9 protein-coding genes are annotated in these 21,272 nt (G+C 66.6%); 7 read left to right on the top strand and 2 right to left on the bottom strand.

What is annotated here, in order from left to right:
* The first annotated feature begins 280 nt into the window (after positions 1–280).
* The 7 genes from CI15_RS12680 to treY all read left to right on the top strand — a co-directional run bounded on the left by CI15_RS12680 (position 281) and on the right by treY (position 18,809).
* Positions 281–3,733: an alpha-1,4-glucan--maltose-1-phosphate maltosyltransferase gene (locus tag CI15_RS12680; protein WP_063910535.1), complete on the top strand. Its 3,453-nt coding sequence runs from the start codon at positions 281–283 to the stop codon at positions 3,731–3,733.
* On the top strand, positions 3,730–7,200 hold the full coding sequence (gene treS, locus CI15_RS12675; RefSeq protein WP_062128245.1) for a maltose alpha-D-glucosyltransferase: 3,471 nt from the start codon (positions 3,730–3,732) through the stop codon (positions 7,198–7,200). Before CI15_RS12680 ends, treS begins: the two co-directional genes overlap by 4 nt.
* Positions 7,193–9,403, top strand: coding sequence for a 1,4-alpha-glucan branching protein GlgB (gene glgB, locus CI15_RS12670; RefSeq protein WP_062128243.1), 2,211 nt, complete (start codon positions 7,193–7,195; stop codon positions 9,401–9,403). Before treS ends, glgB begins: the two co-directional genes overlap by 8 nt.
* A gap of 114 nt (positions 9,404–9,517) precedes the next feature.
* The gene (gene glgX / locus CI15_RS12665; RefSeq protein WP_062128240.1) at positions 9,518–11,731 is read left to right on the top strand and encodes a glycogen debranching protein GlgX; all 2,214 of its coding nucleotides are present in this window, start codon (positions 9,518–9,520) and stop codon (positions 11,729–11,731) included.
* 96 nt (positions 11,732–11,827) lie between these two features.
* Positions 11,828–13,732 carry a malto-oligosyltrehalose trehalohydrolase gene (treZ, locus tag CI15_RS12660; RefSeq protein WP_062128323.1) on the top strand — a complete coding sequence of 635 codons (1,905 nt, stop codon included), beginning with the start codon at positions 11,828–11,830 and terminating at the stop codon, positions 13,730–13,732.
* The gene (malQ, locus tag CI15_RS12655) at positions 13,729–15,945 is read left to right on the top strand and encodes a 4-alpha-glucanotransferase (RefSeq protein ID WP_062128238.1); all 2,217 of its coding nucleotides are present in this window, start codon (positions 13,729–13,731) and stop codon (positions 15,943–15,945) included. Before treZ ends, malQ begins: the two co-directional genes overlap by 4 nt.
* Entirely contained in the window at positions 15,942–18,809 is a 2,868-nt protein-coding gene (gene treY / locus CI15_RS12650) for a malto-oligosyltrehalose synthase (RefSeq protein WP_062128236.1), read from the top strand. Before malQ ends, treY begins: the two co-directional genes overlap by 4 nt.
* A 39-nt stretch (positions 18,810–18,848) precedes the next feature.
* Here the strand turns inward: treY and CI15_RS12645 are convergent, their stop codons facing one another.
* Both CI15_RS12645 and CI15_RS12640 read right to left on the bottom strand, forming a co-directional pair.
* On the bottom strand, positions 18,849–20,192 hold the full coding sequence (locus CI15_RS12645) for a hemolysin family protein (RefSeq protein WP_062128235.1): 1,344 nt from the start codon (positions 20,190–20,192) through the stop codon (positions 18,849–18,851).
* Between the two features lie 91 nt (positions 20,193–20,283).
* Entirely contained in the window at positions 20,284–21,105 is an 822-nt protein-coding gene (locus tag CI15_RS12640; protein ID WP_062128233.1) for a sensor histidine kinase, read from the bottom strand.
* Positions 21,106–21,272: the final 167 nt, after the last annotated feature.

Genomic DNA, 21,272 nt, shown 5'->3' with positions numbered 1-21,272 from the left:
GTAACCTCACCGTTTCTCCGCCCACGCGCCGGCTGGCCGCCGTTCCTATTGGCACAGGGCTTGCTGGTTTCCGCGACGTGTGATGACCAGCCTCGTTCGAGCGGCGTCTGGCGTCAAAGCACCCGCGACTGGCAAGCGGCGGGACGATCTTTGGACTACATTGACCAGTACGCGCCCCCGCTGACGCATCGGGTGGTATCCGGCTCGGGAAGCCCAATGAGCGCTGTGATCGCAAGCCAACTGCATCCACACCGCAGCAGGACAACTCTGGAAACGACCGATGGAACCTCCAAACGGGTACGCGCCGCGGATCTACTTTTTTCATTCTCTTCTCGTCGGACCGCTCGATGCCTGGTCCGCCCAGTTCGCTCACGCAGCCGGGCTCGGCTTCGATCATGCGTTGATCGGCGGGCTGTTCGAGCCTGGCCAGGCCGGACACGGCCAGGTGGTCGGCAATCATGCGCGGTTGCACCCGGTGTTCGAGGCACAGGATTCGGCGCATGACGCCGTGCGCACGCTCGCCGACGCCGCGCGCCGCAATCACCTGACGTTGCTGGTCGATCTCGTGATCGACCGCATGGCCGCCGACGGCGTGCTGTACGCCGAACATTCGGACTGGTTTCACTCGCGCGAGTCCGAACTCGCGCGGCTCGATCCGCGTCACGTGCATCGCGAAGACAACGTCGTCTACGCGAATTTCGACGACCCCGCGACGAGCGCCTCGCTGACGGTCTGGTGGACGCAACAATTGCTCGCGCTCGCCGAGGCGGGCGTCGGCGGCTTCCGTTTCGATTCGCCGCATCGCGTGCCGGCCGCCGTCTGGCGGCACCTCGGCGATGAAGTGCGCGCGAAGCATCCGCACGTGCGCTTTCTCGCGGCAACGCCAGGCTTGTCGCGCGGCGATCTGCCTGGTCTCGAAGCGGGTGGATTCGACAGCGCGTTTTCGTCGGTGCGCTGGTGGGATTTTCGTTCGAGCTGGATGGCCGAGGAGCATGCGGCGATCGCGCGCATCGGCGGCCCGATCGCGTTTCCCGAAGCGCCGTACGGCACGCGCCTCGCTGCCGAACTGACTGACGTGCATGATGCGGCGATCGTCGAGCGTGCGTATCGGCGCGCGCTATTCACGTCGGTCGCGCTGGGCAGCGGCTGGATGATGCCGATGGGCTTCGAATACGGCATCGCCGAACCGATGTCGCAAACGCGCGGCGACGCCGCGCAGTTCGCGCGCGCCGCGCAGTCGCGCCGCTTCGATCTGAGCGCCGCCGTCACGCAGGCCAACGACTTCGCGCGCAACACGCCGACGCTGCACGCGAACGGTGAATTGCGTCCCTTGAGCGGGCCCGGCGCACCGGCCGCGGTCCTGCTGCGCGCCGACGCGGCCGATCTGCGCGGCGCGTCGGAAGCCGTCCTGATCGTCGTGAATCCCGATCTCGGCGCGCCGGTGCGGGTCGATCCCGCGCGTTTCCTGGCGGGCGTGCCGGGCAGCTTTACGCGTTTCGCACCGCTCGACGCACGCGGCCAGGCCGAACCCGCGGCGCTCGCGCCGTTCGCACTGGGGCCCGGCTCGGTGCGGCTGCTGCGCGCGTTCGCCGATAAGCCGATCTACCTCGCACCGCCGATCGACAAGGCGAACAGCAAGCGCAGCGGCCGCAAGACCGTGCTCGATGCGATCGAAGCGCCGCGCGTCGCGATCGAAAGTGTGTCGCCGTCGGTCGAGAACGGCCGCTTCGCGGCGAAACGCAGCGTCGGCGAGCGCGCGGAAGTTCGCGCGGCGATCTTCGCCGAAGGTCACGACAAGATTGCGGCCGCCGTGCTGTGGCGCGCCGCCGACGAAACCGCGTGGCACGAGATGCTGATGTCGCCCGCGCCGCCGGCCGGGCTCGACTTGTGGAGCGCGCGCATTCCGCTCGAGAGGATCGGCCGCTACGAGTTCACCGTGATCGCATGGCGCGACGATTTTGCCTCGCTCGTCGAGCACATCCAGAAGAAGCTGAAGGCGAACCAGACCGTCGAGATCGAACTCGACGAAGCCGCGCATCTGTTTGCGCTCGTGCTCGCCGAAGTCGAGACGACCGAGGACGCTCAGAAGGAGCCGCTCGAACACATCGTGCGCGACTTCCAGAAGGCCGACGCGGAACAGAAGCTCGCGCTGATTCTGGCGCCCACCACGGCAGAAGCGATGACCGCTGCGCGCCATCGCCCGTTCCTGAGCCGCGCCCCGATCATCTACAAGATCGACGCGGAACGCACGGCCGCCTATTTCGCGAGCTGGTACGAGATCTTCCCCCGCTCGATGAGCGACGACGAATCGCGCCACGGCACGTTCGCGGACGTGACCGCGAAGCTGCCGCGCATTCGCGACATGGGCTTCGACGTGCTGTACTTCCCGCCGATCCATCCGATCGGCGTCGCCAACCGCAAGGGCCGCAACAACACGCTGACCGCGCAGCCGGGCGACGTCGGCAGTCCGTATGCGATCGGCGGGGCCGAGGGCGGCCACACGGCCGTGCATCCGCAGCTCGGCACGCTCGACGACTTCAAGGCGATGCTCGCCGCCGCGCATGCGCACGGCCTCGAAATCGCGCTCGACTTCGCGATCCAGTGCTCACCCGATCACCCATGGCTGAAGCAGCATCCGACATGGTTCGCGTGGCGCCCCGACGGCACGCTGCGCTACGCGGAGAATCCGCCGAAGAAGTATCAGGACATCGTCAATCCCGACTTCTATGCGCACGACGCGAAGCCCGATCTGTGGCTCGCGCTGCGCGACGTGATCCTGTTCTGGATCGACGCGGGCGTGCGCATCTTCCGCGTCGACAATCCGCACACGAAACCGCTGCCGTTCTGGGAATGGATGATCGCCGACGTGCGCGCGCGCCATCCCGACGCCATGTTCCTCGCGGAAGCGTTCACGCGGCCGCGCATGATGAACCGGCTCGGCAAGATCGGCTTCTCGCAGTCCTACACGTACTTCACGTGGCGCGAGTCGAAGCGCGATTTCACCGAGTATCTGAGCGAGCTCACGCAGACCGGCGCACGCGACTTCTACCGGCCGAACTTCTTCGTCAATACGCCGGACATCAACCCGCGCCATCTGCAATCGCAGGGACGCACGGGCTTTCTGATTCGCGCGGCGCTCGCCGCGACGCTGGCGGGCCTGTGGGGCGTCTACAGCGGCTTCGAACTATGCGAGGCCACCGCGTTGCCGAACAGCGAAGAGTATCTGGACTCCGAAAAATACCAGTTGCGTGCGTGGGATTGGCACCGGCCCGGCAATATCGTCGGCGAGATCACCGCGTTGAACCGCATTCGCCGCGCGAATCCGGCGCTGCAGACGCATCTCGGCCTCACGTTCCTCACCGCGCACAATGACCACATCCTGTTCTTCGAGAAGGCGACCGAGGCACGTGACAACGTCATCGTCGTCGCGATCAATCTCGATCCGTTCAACGAACAGGGTGCGGACATCGAGTTGTCGTGGGACACCTACCAGCGCTGGCATCTGCACGATCACGCCACGCTGGAAGTGATCGACCAGATGACCGGCGCGCGCTTCGAATGGAACGGCCGCTGGCAGCATGTGCGACTCGGCTCGGGCCAACCGTTCTCGATCTGGCGCATCGCGCCGCTAGGCGGCCTGCCCGCCGATCGACCGGTGGACACCGACCACGATCCCGATAGCGCGCCTCACGCGGACGCTGTCAACCCAACCTGGATGGAAGGTGGAACATGAAGCGCGACGATCCCGCCCAAACCTCGCACGAGGCGCACACGGCTCTCGCCGTCGGCACCGCGGCCAAGGCACGCACGCGCCGGCGCGGCAAGCCCGCGGCGCTCAGCGACGATCCGCTGTGGTACAAGGACGCGATCATCTACCAGGTCCACATCAAGTCGTTCTTCGATGCGAATAACGACGGCGTCGGCGATTTCCCGGGCCTGATGGCCAAGCTCGACTACATCGCCGAGCTCGGCATCAACGCGATCTGGCTGCTGCCGTTCTATCCGTCGCCGCGCCGCGACGACGGCTACGACATCGCCGATTACCGCAACGTGCATCCCGACTACGGCCAGCTCGCCGACGTGAAGCGCTTCATCCAGGAAGCGCACGCGCGCGGCATCCGCGTGATCACCGAGCTCGTCATCAACCACACGTCGGATCAGCATCCGTGGTTCCAGCGCGCGCGGCGCGCGAAGCCCGGCTCGAACTATCGCAACTACTACGTGTGGTCCGATACCGATCAGAAGTATCAGGAGACGCGCATCATCTTCATCGACTCGGAACCGTCGAACTGGACCCACGATCCGGTCGCGGGTGCGTACTACTGGCACCGCTTCTACTCGCACCAGCCCGATCTGAACTTCGACAATCCGGCGGTGATGAAAGAGGTGCTGCAGGTCATGCGCTTCTGGCTCGACATGGGCATCGACGGGCTGCGGCTCGACGCGGTGCCGTACCTCGTCGAACGTGAAGGCACCAACAACGAGAATCTGCCGGAGACGCACGAAGTCCTGAAGCGGATTCGCGCGACCATCGACGCCGAGTACCCGAACCGGATGCTGCTCGCCGAGGCGAACCAGTGGCCAGAGGACGTGAAGGAGTACTTCGGCAACGAAGACGAATGCCATATGGCGTTCCACTTCCCGCTGATGCCGCGCATCTACATGTCGATCGCGAGCGAGGACCGCTTTCCGATCACCGACATCATGAAGCAGACGCCGGATCTCGCCGAATCGAACCAGTGGGCGATTTTCCTGCGCAACCACGACGAGCTGACGCTCGAAATGGTCACCGACTCCGAGCGCGACTATCTGTGGAACACCTATGCGAGCGATCGCCGCGCCCGTCTGAATCTCGGCATTCGCCGCCGTCTCGCGCCGCTGATGGAGCGCGACCGCCGCCGCATCGAGCTGATCAACTCGCTGCTGCTGTCGATGCCCGGCACGCCGGTCATCTACTACGGCGACGAACTCGGCATGGGCGACAACATCCACCTCGGCGATCGCGACGGTGTGCGCACGCCGATGCAGTGGTCATCCGATCGCAACGGCGGTTTCTCGCGCGCCGACCCCGAGCAACTGGTGCTGCCGCCCGTGATGGGTTCGCTGTACGGCTTCGACGCGGTCAACGTCGAAGCGCAGAGCCGCGACCCGCATTCGCTGCTGAACTGGACGCGTCGCATGCTCGCGACGCGGCGCTCGAAGCAGACCTTCGGACGCGGCACGATCCGCTTTCTGAAGCCGGAGAACCGCAAGATCCTCGCGTATCTGCGCGAGATGCCCGGCGAGTCGCCGATCCTGTGCGTCGCGAATCTGTCGCGCGCACCGCAGGCGGTCGAACTCGACCTGTCGGAATTCAACGGCTTCACGCCGATCGAGATGACCGCCGACTCGGTGTTCCCCGCGATCGGCCAGCTGACCTACCTGCTGACGTTCCCGCCGTATGGCTTCCTGTGGTTCATGCTGTGCGAAGGCGGCGGGCGTCCGACGTGGGCGCAGGCGCATTCGGTGCCGCTGCCGGAGTTCGTCACGATCGTGATCCGCGAAGGGCAGGCCGGGCCGACGCCGGAGAACGTGCGGCTGCTCGAATCCGAGGTGCTGCCGTCGTGGCTGAGCCGGCGCCGCTGGTTCGCGTCGAAGGATCAGAAGATGCACGCGGTGCGGCTCGCTGCGCTGACCACGATTCCGAACGGCGGCTTCGCGTTCACTGAAATCGAAGCGGACGTCGGCGACCACACCGAGCGCTACGTAGTGCCGATCGCGATCACGTGGGGCGGCGAAACCACCACGCCGCTGTTCATGCAGCTCGCGCTCGCGCGCGTGCGGCGTGGCCGCAACGTCGGCCATCTGACCGATGCCTTCGCGCTGCCGATCTTCGCGCACAACGTGCTGCGCAAGATGCGCGAGCATGCGGTCGTGCCGACCGTGCAGAAGAGCGAGATCAAGTTCCTGCCGACCGAGCGCTTCTCGGAACTCGACGGGCTCGGCGACCGGCCCGAGATCCGCTGGCTCGCGGCCGAGCAGAGCAACAGCTCGCTGATCGTCGCCGACGCCGCGGTGCTGAAGCTCGTGCGGCGGCTCGTCAGCGGCATCCATCCGGAAGCGGAAATCAGCCGCTATCTGACCCAGCTCGGCTATGCGAACACCGCGCCGTTGTATGGCGAAGTGGTGCGCGTCGATCCCGAGGGCGTGCCGCATACGCTCGCGATCCTGCAAGGCTTTATCGACAATCAGGGCGACGCGTGGAACTGGTCGCTCGATTATCTGCGCCGCTCGGTCGACGAACTCGCGATCGCGGTCGACACCGAAACGCAAACGGTCCCCGACCGCACGAACGAATCGATACTGCTGGACGGCTACGGTGAACTCGCGGGCATCATCGGCAAGCGGCTCGGCGAGCTGCACGTCGCGCTCGCCACGCCGAGCGACGACCCCGCGTTCGCGCCGGAACCGGCCACCGCCGGGCAGGTGAAGGCGTGGGTCGACTCGACGCAGAAGATGCTCGCCAGCGCGCTCGACCTGCTCGCGCCGCGCATCGCGGACATGAGCGACCCGGATACGAAGGGGCTCGCGCAAAGTCTGATCGATCGCCGCGCCGCGCTCGTCGAGGCAGTCGCCAGGCTAGTGCCTGAGAACGCAGACGCGTTGCGCATCCGGATCCACGGCGACTTCCATCTCGGCCAGGTGCTGGTCGCGCAGGGCGACGCGTATCTGATCGACTTCGAAGGCGAGCCTGCCCGCTCGCTCGAAGAGCGCCGGCAGAAATCGAGCCCATTGCGCGACGTCGCGGGTCTGATGCGTTCGCTGTCGTATGCAAGCGCGGCCGCGGTGTCGACCACCGAAAGCGCGCCGCAACAGACCGCCGATCGCAAGCGCGCGCTGTTCGAGCGCTTCCGCGCGCAGGCGACCAGCGCGTTCCTCGCCGAATATCGCGCGGCCGCCGCGCAGTCGCCGACGCCGCTCGTCGCGCCCGAATCCGAAGAAGCGCTGCTCGATCTGTTCCTGATCGAGAAGGCCGCTTACGAGATTCGCTATGAAGCGGCCAACCGGCCGACCTGGCTCGGCTTGCCGGTGCGCGGCCTCGCGGCGCTCACGAGCCGTCTGCTCGGTGACACCGGCACCCCGCCGCCGCACGGCGATTCGACAACCCAGGCGCCTGGCGCCGCCACGCCGCCTAACCCGGCCGAGGGCGACTATGAGTGAGCATGATCCGGCCGCAGGCCTTCAACCCGTCGATATCGACGCACTCGCCGAAGCGCGTCACCCCGACCCGTTTTCGCAGCTCGGACTACACCAGACCGATGCCGGGCCGATCGTGCGTGCGCTGTTGCCGAATGCTTCGCACGTCACCGTGATTTCGCGCGCCGACGGCGCGACGCTCGGCGAGCTCGAACAGTTGCGCCCCGGCCTGTTCGCGGGTCGTATCACGTCGGCGATGCCGTACCGCTTGCGCATCGACTGGCACGGCGTCGTGCAGGAAGTGGAGGATACCTATTCATTTGGTCCCGTGCTCGGCGACGAACCGCTCGAACGTCTCGCGCGCGGCGATCCGTACGCGGTACTCGAATGTCTCGGCGCGCGGCCGGTCGAGATCGACGGTGTGCCGGGCGTGCGCTTTGCCGTGTGGGCGCCGAATGCGCGGCGCGTCTCGGTGGTGGGCGACTTCAACGCGTGGGACGGCCGCCGTCATCCGATGCGGCTGCGTCACCAGGCGGGCGTGTGGGAGCTGTTCGTGCCGCGCGTCGGCGCGGGCACGCGCTACAAGTACGAGCTGCTGTCGCGCGACGGCCATCCACTGCCACTGAAGGCCGACCCGTGCGCGATGCAGACGGAAAAGCCGCCTGGCACCGCATCGATCGTCGCGCATGTCGACGAGATCGAGCAGTTTCCGTGGACCGATCACGCGTGGCTCGAGTCGCGCGCCGGCAAGCAGACCGCGCGCACCCCGATCACGATCTACGAAGTGCACGCGGAGTCGTGGCTCCGCGTCGCCGAACAAGGTCAACGTGGTCTCGTCTGGGAAGAACTCGCCGAGCGGCTGATTCCCTACGCGAAGAGCATGGGCTTCACGCACATCGAGTTTCTGCCGATCGCCGAGCATCCGTTCGGCGGCTCGTGGGGCTATCAGCCGCTCGGCCAGTTCGCGCCGTCCGCGCGCTTCGGCAAGCCCGAGCAGTTCGCGCGTTTCGTCGATCGCGCGCACGAGGCCGGGCTCGGCGTGATTCTCGACTGGGTACCCGCGCATTTCCCGAACGACGCGCACGGCCTGATCGATTTCGATGGCACGCCGCTCTACGAGCATGCCGATCCGCGCGAAGGCTATCACCAGGACTGGAACACGATGATCTACAACCTCGGCCGCCACGAGGTCAGCGCGTTCCTGATCGCGTCGGGGCTCGCCTGGTTGAAGCGCTATCACGTCGACGGCTTGCGCGTGGACGCGGTCGCGTCGATGCTGTATCGCGACTACTCGCGCGCGGCGGGCGAGTGGGTGCCGAACATCTACGGCGGCCGCGAGAATCTCGAATCGATCGCGTTCCTGAAGCGCCTGAATCACGAAGTCCGCTACGTGCCGGGCGCGCCCGGTGCGATCACGGTCGCCGAGGAATCGACCGCCTGGCCGGGCGTGACCGCACCCCTCGCGGACGGTGGCCTCGGTTTCGACTTCAAGTGGAACATGGGCTGGATGCACGACACGCTGCACTACATGCACGAAGACCCGGTGTACCGCCAATACCATCACCACAACATGACGTTCGGCATGGTGTACGCGTATTCCGAGCGCTTCGTGCTGCCGCTGTCGCACGACGAGGTGGTGCACGGCAAGGGCTCCCTGCTCGGCAAGATGCCGGGCGACCGCTGGCAGCGCTTCGCCAATCTGCGCGCGTACTTCGGTTTCATGTGGACCCACCCGGGCAAGAAGCTGCTGTTCATGGGCGGCGAATTCGGCCAGATGGCGGAGTTCGACCACGACGGTTCGCCGCACTGGCATCTGCTCGACGATCCGAACCATCACGGCGTGCAGTTGCTGGTGCGCGATCTGAATCATCTGTACCGCAACGAGCCCGGGCTGCATCTGCTCGACAGCGAACCGGGCGGCTTCGAATGGTTGATCGGCGACGACAGCGGCAACAGCGTGTTCGCCTTTCGGCGCACCGACGGTGCGGGCCAGGAGTTCGTCGTGGTCAGCAACCTGACGCCGGTGCCGCGCCTCGGCTACCGGCTCGGGCTGCCGCGCGGCGGACGCTGGGCAGAAGTGCTGAATACCGATGCGGGCGTATATGGCGGCTCGAACATGGGTAATGGCGGGCTGATTCATACCGACCATGTATCCAGTCACGGCAGGCCGCATTCCGCCGCGCTGACCTTGCCCCCGCTCGGGACGATCGTATTGCGCGCGGAATGAAGAAAGGAGCCGTAGCACGGGCGCGCGGCGCAAGGCAGGCGCCGCGCGCCCGTTACATGAAGACCCAGGCAGACTCAGGCTCTACCTCGACAATCAGAACAGGAACGGGAAATCATGTCGCATGCGTTGCCCGACCGCCTGCTGCCCGGCTCGCCGTATCCGCTTGGGGCGAGCTGGGATGGGCTGGGCGTCAACTTCGCGGTGTTCTCGGCGAACGCGCAGAAGATCGAGCTCTGCCTGTTCGATTCCACCGGTCGCAAGGAAATCCGCCGCTACGCCATGCCCGAATGCACCGACGAAGTCTGGCACGGCTATCTGCCCAACGCGCATCCGGGCACCGCTTACGGCTTTCGCGCGCATGGGCCCTATCAGCCGCATTTCGGGCATCGCTTCAATCCGCACAAGCTGCTGCTCGATCCGTATGCGCGCAAGCTCGTCGGGCAGTTTCGCTGGTCCGATGCGCTGTTCGGCTATCGCGTGCATTCGAATCGCGCGGACCTTTCGATCGACCGGCGCGATTCCGCGCCCGCGATGCCCAAGTGCGTCGTGATCGACGAGGCGTTCGACCCGTCGCACGACAAGCGCCCCGACGTGCCGTGGGGCGAAACCGTGATCTACGAAACGCACGTGCGCGGTGCGTCGATGCTGCGCGCGGATTTGCGCCAGCACGAACGCGGCACCTTCGCGGCGCTCGCGTCGCCGGAGTTCATCGAGCATCTGCTGAAGCTCGGCGTGACCGCGGTCGAGTTGCTGCCGGTGCACGCCTATCTGAACGACCGCTTCCTCGTGGAGCGCGGCCTGCGCAACTACTGGGGCTACAACACCGCCGCGTTCTTCGCGCCGGAGCCGACCTATTTGAGCACGCACCGGCTCGACGAATTGCGCATCGCCGTGCGGCAACTGCACGCGGCCGGCATCGAAGTGATTCTCGACGTGGTCTACAACCACACCTGCGAGAGCAACGAGATGGGCCCGACCATTTCGTGGCGCGGCCTCGACAACGCCAGCTACTACCGGCTGATTCCCGGCGACGAGCGCCACCACATCAACGACACCGGTTGCGGCAACACGGTCAATCTGCCCCATCCGCGCGTGATGCAGATGGTGATGGATTCGCTGCGCTACTGGTCGACCGCGTTCAACATCGACGGCTTCCGTTTCGACCTCGGCGTGACGCTCGGGCGCGAGAGCCACGGTTTCGATCCGGGCTCGGGTCTGTTCGACGCGTTGCGCCAGGACCCGGTGCTGTCGCAGCGCAAGCTGATTTCCGAGCCGTGGGATATCGGCCCCGGCGGCTATCAGCTCGGCAATCATCCGCCGGGCTTCAGCGAATGGAACGATCGTTTCCGCGACACGGTGCGGCGCTTCTGGCGCGGCGACGCGGGGCTGCGGCCCGACCTCGCCGCGCGCCTGACCGGCTCGGCCGATCTGTTCAACCGGCGGCATCGCAAGCCGTGGGCGTCGCTGAACTTCGTCACGTCACACGACGGCTTCACATTGGCCGATGTCACCGCGTACGAGCAGAAGCACAATGAAGCCAACCAGGAAGACAACAACGACGGCCACAACGAGAATTGCAGCCGCAACTGGGGCGTCGAAGGCGTCTCCGACGATCCCGCGATTCTCGCCACGCGCCGCCGCGTGTCGCGCTCGCTGATCGCGACACTGATGATCGCGCTCGGCACGCCGATGCTGCTCGCCGGTGACGAAGCGCTACGCACGCAGCGCGGCAACAACAATGCCTATTGTCAGGATAACGACATATCGTGGATCGATTGGGATCTCGCGGATTCGCCCGAAGGCCAGCGCATGACCGAGTTCGTCGCGCGCGTGATCGCGTTGCGCAAGCAACATCCGCTGCTGCGCGAAACGCGTTTTCTGTTCGGCGACCGCGAAGTGCTGCCCGGACTGTTCGACGTCGGCTGGTTCGACGAGCACGGCGATCCGCTGACGATCGAAGCGTGGCAGGACCCGGAGGGCCGCGCGTTCACGTTGCGTCGCGCGGGGCCGGGCCTGAATGACGAAACCGAAGTATTGTTAATGATGCTCAACGCGCACGAGGAACCATTGCAGTTCGTACCGCCCGCGCCGCACCTGGAATGGCATGTGCTGTTGGACACGGCCGATCCGGAGCAGGCGCCGCAACGGCTCGCGACGCCCGAACTCGACGTCGCCGCGCATGGCCTCGTGATACTCGCCGCCCAGCCGACCGGCGAAGCGGATTGGCAAGCCGGCTGGAAGGCCGGCGCGCAGCATGGCCCGCGGCTGTTGACCGCGCTGCCGCCCGATCCGGGCACGCAGACGCCAGGCGGTGACGATTCGCAATGAACGATGCGCCGGGGTGGCAAGAATGTTGCGACTCAATGCTTGCTGCGTCACGTCGCAGTGCTATCGGGCTCGATAGCGGATTCGAATGGTGAAGACATGTCTGAAAGTCCGATTGATCCTCACGCGCATCATCACGCGCATTGCCTGCCGTTCAGCGCGCAGCTGATCGGCGCGAGCGGCACGCGACCGCGCACGCGGTTCCGTTTTTGGGCACCGTCGTGCAAAAGCGTGCAGGTGGCCATCGACAACGGCCCCGCGCAGGGCGTGCATGACATGACGCCGGCCGGCAACGGCTGGTTCGAGACCACCGTGGATAGCGGCGCGGGCACGCTGTATCGGTTCCGGCTCGACGACGGGCAGACGGTGCCCGATCCGGCCTCGCGTTTCCAGCCGCAGGACGTGCACGGCCCGAGCGAGGTCATCGATCCGCGCGCCTACCATTGGGAACACACCGACTGGCATGGTCGGCCCTGGGAAGAGACCGTGCTGTACGAATTGCACGTTGGTGCAATGGGCGGCTACGCGGGGGTGCGCAAGCGCCTGCCCGGGCTCGCCGCGCTCGGCGTCACCGCCATCGAACTGATGCCGGTGAATGACTTTCCCGGTCGCCGCAACTGGGGCTACGACGGCGTGCTGCCCTTCGCGCCCGACTCCGCGTACGGCCGCCCCGAAGAGCTGAAAGCGCTGATAGACGCCGCGCATGGTCTCGGCCTGATGGTATTCCTCGATGTTGTCTACAACCACTTCGGACCGGACGGCAACTATCTGCACACCTACGCCAAGCCGTTTTTCCGCGAAGGTGTCAACACGCCGTGGGGTCCGGCGATCGACTTCGAGCGCAGTGAAGTCAACGACTTCTTCACCGATAACGCGGTCTACTGGATCAACGAATACCGTTTCGACGGCCTGCGCTTCGATGCGGTGCATGCGATCGACCACCCCGAGTGGCTGCGCGAGCTGTCGGACCATATCCGTACGCGCGTGCAGCATGGCCGCTATGTGCATCTGGTGCTCGAAAACGAGCACAACAGCGCGAGCCTGCTCGACGCGCATTTCGACGCGCAATGGAACGACGACGCGCACAACACGCTGCACGTGCTGCTGACCGGCGAAACCGAAGGCTATTACCACGCGTATGCAAACGAACCGATTCGCCGGCTCGCGCGCGTGTTGTCCGAAGGTTTCGCGTATCAGGGCGAGCCATCGCCGCTGCATGATGGTGCGCCGCGCGGCGAAGCGAGTACGCATCTGGCGCCTACCTCGTTCGTGATGTTTTTGCAGAATCACGATCAGATCGGCAATCGCGCGTTCGGCGAACGTCTGCGCAAGCTGACGACCGACGACGCGCTGCGCGCCGCGACCGCGTTGCTGTTGTTGTCGCCGCAGATTCCGCTGCTGTTCATGGACGAGGAGCACGGCTCGACGCAACCGTTCCTGTTCTTCACCGATTACACCGGCGATCTCGCCAATGCCGTGCGCGAAGGACGTCGCCGCGAGTTCGCACGCTTCGCCGCGTTCAGCGACGAACAGCGTCGCGCGCAGATTCCCGATCCCAACGACGCGAAGACCTTCGCCGCCTCGTCGCCCCCGGCACCCGATGCCACGCCGATACCGGAGCGGCTCGAGTGGATGCATTACTACAAGTCGGCGCTCGCGGTGCGCGCGAAGCTGATCACGCCGCGCCTGAAGCATACGAAGTCGCGCGGTGCGACCGTGCTGCGCGACACCGGCGGCGGTGACGCGAACGCGCTGATCGCGCGCTGGAGACTCGGCGATGGCGAGACGTTGTCGATCGCGCTGAACCTGTCGCAGCAGAACGTCGCTTTCGACACCCTCCCCGACGGCAAGATCATCTTCGAAACGCCGCCACGCGCGCGTGAGCAGGTTGATGCGCGGGTGCTGCCCGCGTCGGCGTGCATCGCGTGGCTCACCGGCGACATCAACGAGTTCGCGAGCCGCCACGACGCGCGCATCGCATCGCACGAGGAGCAGCGCGCGTGACGACCCGACGCCCCAACGACCGGCTCGCCGCGCTCGCCACCCGTGCAGGCTTCGAGGTGCAGTGGCAGGACGCGCACGACGACACGCAACACGTGCCCGAGAACACGCTCGCGACGCTGCTCGAACGCATGGGTCTGCCGTGCGCCAACGCCACCGATATCCGCCACAGCGCGGCTGCATTGGAGGCCGAACTATCGGGCCGCCGACTGCCGCCGCTGATGACCGCGGTGATCGGGGGTGGCATCGCGCTGCCCGCGGCCGCGGTCAAGTCGGGTAGCCATTACCGGATCGAGCTTGAGAGCGGCGCGATCATCGACGGCCGCTTCACTGCCCCGAAAGGCGAGGAAGCGCTGCTCGCGCCGATCGACGAAGCGGGCTATCACACGCTCGTCATCAACGATCAACGCATGACGCTCGCGATCGCGCCGCCGCGCTGCTATACCGTCGCCGACGCGTGGCGCACGCTACACGGCGGCGAAACCGATCGCGCCGCCTCGCGGCCCATGCCGCCGCTGTGGGGCATCGCCGCGCAGCTGTATGGCTTGCGCCGCATCGGCGATGGCGGCATCGGCGATTACACGGCGCTCGCACAGCTTGCGCGGCACGGCGCGCAGCGCGGCGCGCATGCGCTCGCGGTCAGTCCGACGCACGCGATGTTCAGCGCGCAGCCCCAGCGCTTCAGCCCCTACGCGCCGTCGTCGCGGTTGTGGCTCAACGTCACGCATATCGATCCGGCCGCGCTGTTCGGCGCGGAAGCGTTTGCGTCCGCGGCGGCGCAGGCCGGCACCGCATGGTCGAAATACGAGGACCTGTCGCTGATCGATTGGCCCAACGCGACACCGCTGAAGCTCAGGGTGTTGCGCACACTGTACGAACAGTTCGACGCGAACGAGCGTCCCCAGCACTCGCCACGCGCGCTCGAATTTCACGGCTTCTGCGAACGCGCGGGGCGCGCGCTCGAAGATCACGCGCGCTTCGAAGCACTGCAGGCCGCGCAACTCGCGCAGGGCGGCGACGGTCATTGGCGTAACTGGCCCGACGCGTTGCGCGACCCGCGCAGCCCCGAAGTCGAGGCATTCGCCGCCGCGCATCGCCATGAAGTGGACTTTCATCTGTTCCTGCAGTGGCTCGCCTCGCGCGGCCTGTTGCACGCGCAGCACACCGCGCGCGAAGCCGGCATGGCGATCGGCCTGATCGCCGATCTCGCGGTGGGTTGCGACAGCGCCGGCAGTCATGCATGGTCCTATCCCGACGACATGCTGCAGGGCGTGTCGGTCGGCGCGCCGCCCGACCTGTTCAACCAGGCCGGCCAGTCGTGGGGACTCACCACGTTCTCGCCGCGCGCGATGCGCACGCAAGGCTTCGTCGCCTTCATCGACATGCTGCGCGCGGCATTCGCGCACGCCGGCGGCATCCGCATCGATCACATCCTCGGCTTGCGACGTCTGTGGCTCGTGCCCGAGGGCGAAAGCGCACGCAACGGCGCGTATCTGCGCTATCCACTCGAAGACCTGCTGCGGTTGATCGCGCTCGAATCCTGGCGGCATCGCGCGATCGTGATCGGCGAGGATCTCGGCACCGTGCCGCCTGGCTTTCGCGAACGGCTCGACGAGCACGGCATCGAAGGGATTCGCGTGTTGTGGTTCGAAGGCGCGCCCGACGGCCGCGGCTTCAAGGCCCCGGCCGCCTGGGACCGCTACGCGGTCGGCACGACCACCACCCACGATCTGCCGACCGTGGCCGGCTGGTGGCGCGGCAGCGACATCATCTGGCGCAACCGCATCGGCCAGACGATGGCGCGCGCCGACGGGCGCGATCCCGAGGAAGCGGCGCTCGAAGCGCGCGCGGGCGAACGTGCCGACCTGTGGCGCGCGTTCCAGCAAGCGGGCGTGGCCGCGCGCGACGTCGCGCAGCCAGACGCCGACAACGCGCCGGTCGACGAAGCGCTCGCGTTCGTCGCCTCCACACCCGGTGCGCTCGTCACGTTCCCGCTCGAAGACCTGCTCGCGCTCGCCGAACAACCGAACCTGCCGGGCTCGATCGACGAACACCCGAACTGGCGCCGCCGCATGTCGTTGGCCATCGACGCGATGTTCGACGACCCCACGTTCACCGACCGCCTGCTGGCCGTCGACAGCGCGCGCCGCGCCGCGGCCGCGCACGGTGCGGCCGCGCCTTCATCCAACACGTCTGCGGAGCCCGACACGCCATGACCGTCCCTCGCTCCACGTTGCGTCTCCAGTTTCATGGAGGCTTCACGTTCGACGACGCCGCGCGGCACGTCGACTACTTCGCCGCGCTCGGCATCAGCCACGTCTACACCTCGCCGATCACGACGGCCGCACCCGGCTCGCTGCACGGCTACGACACCGTCGACTACACCCAGGTCAGCGCCGAATGCGGTGGCGAGGCGGGCCTGAAGCGCCTCGTCGAGAAGCTGCGCGCGCACGACATGGGTCTCGTTGTCGACATCGTGCCGAATCACATGGGAGTCGGCGGATCGAGCAACGCATGGTGGCTCGACATCCTCGAATGGGGCCGCCACAGCGCCTATGCGCGTCACTTCGACGTCGACTGGCATTCGCCCGATCCCGCGCTGCGCGGCAAGGTGCTGCTGCCGACGCTCGGCGCGTCGTACGGTGAAGAATTGGCGGCGGCCCGCATCGGGCTGCATTTCGATGCCGACAGCGCACGCTTTTATATCGGCTACGGCCCGCACGTGTTCCCGGTCTGCCCGGTCGATTACGCGGTGATCCTGCAAGGCGCCGACCGCGCCGATCTGAGCGCGCTCGCCAGTCGCTTTCAGGGCCTCACGACGCAACCCGCCGATCAGCCGCGTGCCGCCGAAGCGCGCGACGCGCTGCGCGAGTTCGTCGCGCGCGAAGGCGGCTCGGCGATCGAGTTCGTGCTGGAGACTTACGCGCCCGCGGATCCGGTCACACGCGACCGCTTGCATCGGCTGATCGAGCGCCAGCATTTCCGCCTCGCGTGGTGGCGCACCGCCTCCGACGAAGTGAACTGGCGGCGCTTCTTCGACATCGCGGGCCTCGCCGGCGTGCGCGTCGAGCGGCCCGAGGTGTTCGAGGCCGTGCATGCGCTGATCTTTCGTCTCTATCGCGAAGGGCTCATCGACGGTTTGCGGATCGATCACATCGACGGGCTCGCCGAGCCGCGCGAATACTGCCAGCGTCTGCGCCAACGGCTCAGCGAGTTGCGCGACACCGCGCCGTACGTGGTGGTCGAAAAGATTCTCGGCCGCGGCGAGCCGTTGCGCGACGACTGGCCCGTCGACGGCACCACCGGCTACGACTTCATGAGCGACGTCGGCGCGCTGCTGCACGATCCGGCCGGTGCCGAGCCGCTCGCGCGCACGTGGGCCGAACTCACGGGCCGCAGCGCGCGCTTTGCCGACGAAGCGCTCGCAGCGCGTCGCAAGGTTCTCGCGGAAAACCTTTCCGCGGAACTGGACCGTGCGGCGCGCGCGCTGCATCGGATCGCACGCGATTCGCTGAGCACGCGCGACTTCACCTACACGACGCTGCGCCGCGTGCTGACCGAACTGGTCGTGCATTTTCCCGTGTACCGCATGTATCCGCAGAACGCCCTGCGCAGCGCCGCCGACAACGTCTATTTCGAGCCGGCGCTCGAGGGCGCGCGCGCTTCGCTGCCGCGCTCGGACCATGTCGCGCTCGAGCGTGTGAGTGCGTGGCTCGGCGGCAGCGCCGAAGACGCGCCGCCCGTGCGGCCCGGCGCGCAGGCGCAGCAGCAGGCGCAAAGCGGTGGACCGCCCCCGCATGTGGGTTCGGCTAGGCGTAGCGCGCAAACGCTGTTTTCGCAGTTGACCGCGCCGCTCGCCGCCAAGGCGATCGAAGATACCGCGTGCTATCGCTACGGCCGTCTGCTGTCGCGCAACGAAGTCGGCTCGGACCCGGGCGAGTTCGCACTGTCGGCCGAGCAGTTTCACGCGGGCAACCTGGAGCGCGCGCAACGCTTTCCGCATGCCATGCTCGCCACCGCCACGCACGATCACAAGCGCGGTGAAGACGTGCGCGCGCGGCTCGCGGTGCTCAGCGAGATCGCCGACGAGTGGGGCGCGACGTTGCGTGCATGGTCGACGCTGAACGCGCCGCAGCGGCGCGCGCTCGACGGCGCGCCGATCAGCAGCGTGAGCGAGGACAAGAGCGACGCATGGGCGCCCGGCCCCGCCGCCGAGGCGATGCTGTATCAGACGCTGGTGGGTTGCTGGCCGCCGGCGCTGCGTGCCGACGATGAAGCCGGCGTCAAGGAGTTGGCCGAGCGTGTCGCGCAATGGCAGTTGAAGGCGCTGCGCGAAGCGAAGCTGCAAACCAGCTGGCTCGCGCCCGACGAAGCCTACGAAGCCGGCTGCCGCGAATTCGTGTTCGGCATCCTCGCGCCGCAGCGGCGCGACGCCTTTCTGAAGGAGCTATCGGCGTTCGTCGAGCGGATCGGCCGCGCGGGCGCGCTCAATAGTCTGCAGCAGACGGTGCTGCGTCTCGCCTCGCCTGGGATCCCTGATCTTTATCAAGGCACCGAGCTGTGGGACTTCAGCCTCGTCGATCCGGACAATCGGCGGCCCGTCGATTTCGCGAAACGCGAGGCGTGGCTGCCGCAAACGCAAACGCCGCCGTCGGAATTTCTCGCGGACTGGCGCGACGGGCGCGTGAAGCTCGCGGTGATTCAGCGTGTGCTGGCGTTGCGCGCGCATCTGCCGGAACTGCTGAGTCAGGGCACGTATCTGCCGCTCGAGGTGCGCGGCGCGCATGCGTCGAACGTGATCGCGTTTGCGCGACGGCATGGCAATGCGTGGGCCGTGGTGATTGCGAGCCGGTTGGCCACGGGCTTGCTCGGCGCCGCCACGGATCTGCCGCTCGTCGAGCCGGCGCAATGGGCGGATACGGCCATCGAAATGCCGGCCGATCTGTCGGCGCGTGCGCTGTTCGACTGGCTGAGCCCCGCCGCGCCGAAAGTCGACGATCACGGGTTGCTGTATCTGCGCGACGCGCTCGCCGCGATGCCGGTCGCGGTACTGGTCGAGGATGGGGTGCCGCGAAGCTGACGCGGTGAGACCGGCTGAGGCGTGAGGTTGGCTCGCGCCTCAACCGCCCTCGTCGTCGAACACCTTCGGATACACGCGCACGAGCACGATGCGCGGTCCCTTCATCTTCTTGACGACGACGTCGAAGTCTTCGAACTCGACGCGCTGCCCTTCGCCCGGCAGATCGTTGAGCGCCTGGATCACGAGGCCGCCGACCGATTCGGCCTTGCCTTCATCGATGTCGATACCCAGCGCGCGTTCGAGCGATACCACCGGCAAGCTGCCCTTGCCCATCAGCGTGCCGTCGTCCATGCGCGTCCAGTCGGCGTCGCCCTGGCGGAATTCGTCGTGGATCTGCCCGACCAGCGCGCCGAGCAGGTTGTCGAGCGTGAGGAAGCCGATCGGCTTCGCGTTCTTGTGGCCGACCAGCGCGAAGTGCGGCGCGCCCTTGCGAAAGCGCCGGAACAGCTCCAGCGCCGGCATCTCTGGCTTCACGTACTGCACGGGCCGCACGTAGCGCGACAGGTCGTCGAGCGTGCTGCCCGCCTGGCGCGCAAGCAGCAGGTCCTTCAGATGGATCATGCCGGCCACGCGCTCGCCCGATGCATCCTCGAACAGCGGATAGCGGCTGAAACGATGCCGCGCGACCACCTGCATGTTCTCGCGCAGCGGCAAATCGCGTCGCAGGCCGACCATTTCATGCGACGGCCGCATCAGGTCCGATACGGTCATGCGCGAGAAATCGAGCGAATGCGCGATCGTGTTCCATTCGTCCTGGCTATACGCGCCGGCCGACGAACCGAATTCGCTCGCGACGTTCGCGCGGCGGCCGCGCAGGATCAGCTTCAGTTCTTCGGTGGAGTAATGCGAGTCGTGGCCGTGCTCGCTATCGAGCCCCGCAGCTTTCAGCACGGTGTTCGCGCTTTTGTTGAGCACCCAGATAGCCGGGTACATCACCCAATAGAAGGCGTACAGCGGCATGGCCGCCCACAGCGAAATCTTCTCCGCCTCGCGAATCGCCAGCGATTTCGGCGCGAGTTCGCCGACCACGATATGCAGGAACGAAATGCACGAGAACGCGAAGAACAGCGAGATGCCGTGGATCAACTGCTCCGACTCGACGCCGATGATCGCGAACAGCGGCATCAGCAGTTGCGCGAACGCGGGTTCGCCGATCCAGCCGAGCCCGAGCGACGCGAGCGTGATGCCGAGCTGGCACGCCGAGAGATAAGCGTCGAGCTGTCCGTGCACCTTCGCGAGCAGACGTCCGCGCATGCCATGCCGGGTGGCGAGGCTTTGCACGCGGGTCTGCCGCAGTTTGACCAGACCGAATTCGGCGGCAACGAAAAAGCCGTTGAGGGCAACCAGAAACGCTGCACCGATGAGGGCGACAACCTGGATCAAAGCGAGGGGCTCCGGCAACAAAAGTCGTCAGTATAGAGACTGAAAGCTCGATGAAATATTTATCGTGCGCCAACGCATTCGCGCGCGGCACTCATTTCGGTGCCGTCGCGCTCATCGGTACGCGCAGCACGAGCGTGGCGGCGGTCGCCGCGACGCTGCCCGCTTCGGTCGGATCGACTTGCTCGAAGTTGCCGCCGTGCGCCTCCGCGACGCGCTTGCACAACGCGAACACCCATGCGATGCGCTTCGCCTCGCGCGGCTCACCTGCCTGCTTGCGCGCGAACGCTTCGAGCACATGTGGCAGCGCGGCGTCGTTCAATGCCGCATCGTTCGTCTGGTACGTGACGCTCGCGTGCCATGTGCCGTTGTCGACGCGCGCGGCCAGTGCAACCTCGGCGTCGCGCGCGCTCGCTTCGGTGGCGAACGTCAGCATGAGCCATAGCGCCGCGGCGAGGCGGGCGCGGTCACCGTTCAGTTGCTCGGTGGCGAGCTGCGAGTCGAGCCGCACTTCCACGCCGCGCGAGCGGGCGAGGCCAGTGCGGACTTCCTCGACGGTCTCGTCGAGCAGCGGATGCAGCGGAAAGGGTTCGTAGTGCAGCGCAAGCGATTTCGTTTCGGCGCGCGTCGCATCGACGATCGTCTCGAGCAGCTTCACCTGCTGATCGACGCCGCTGCGAATGCCGGTGATCGCGCGCTGCGAATTGGGATCGTTCGCGTCGAGCTTGCGCTCGAGAACATACGCCCAGCTATGAATCGCATTCAATGGACCGCGCAAGTCGTGCGATACCAGCGACAACACATGATCGCGCATGAACAACGCGGTTTCCGCGCGCAGGAGCGCGCTGCGTTCGGAGATGACGAAGCCGGCGGACGCCGGCTGGGCGCCAGCAGTCCCGGTGGGTGACGTAGTCACGATCGAGTCCTCTCAGGCAATGCTGGTTGATGGCAGGAAGCCTCATTATAGGCATCCCGTCCGGGCCGACCAGTCCGGTAGGCGGCGAGGCAGGACGCAATCCGTGTGCCATCTGCTCGATCCGACACAACCCGGCAGGATTCGGCGATTGGCCTCAACGCGCCTAC

This window comes from Paraburkholderia monticola, assembly GCF_001580545.1.
GTDB classification, from domain to species: domain Bacteria; phylum Pseudomonadota; class Gammaproteobacteria; order Burkholderiales; family Burkholderiaceae; genus Paraburkholderia; species Paraburkholderia monticola.
Note: the sequence above shows the minus strand (reverse complement) of the source record. Positions and strands in the feature narration are given on the sequence as shown.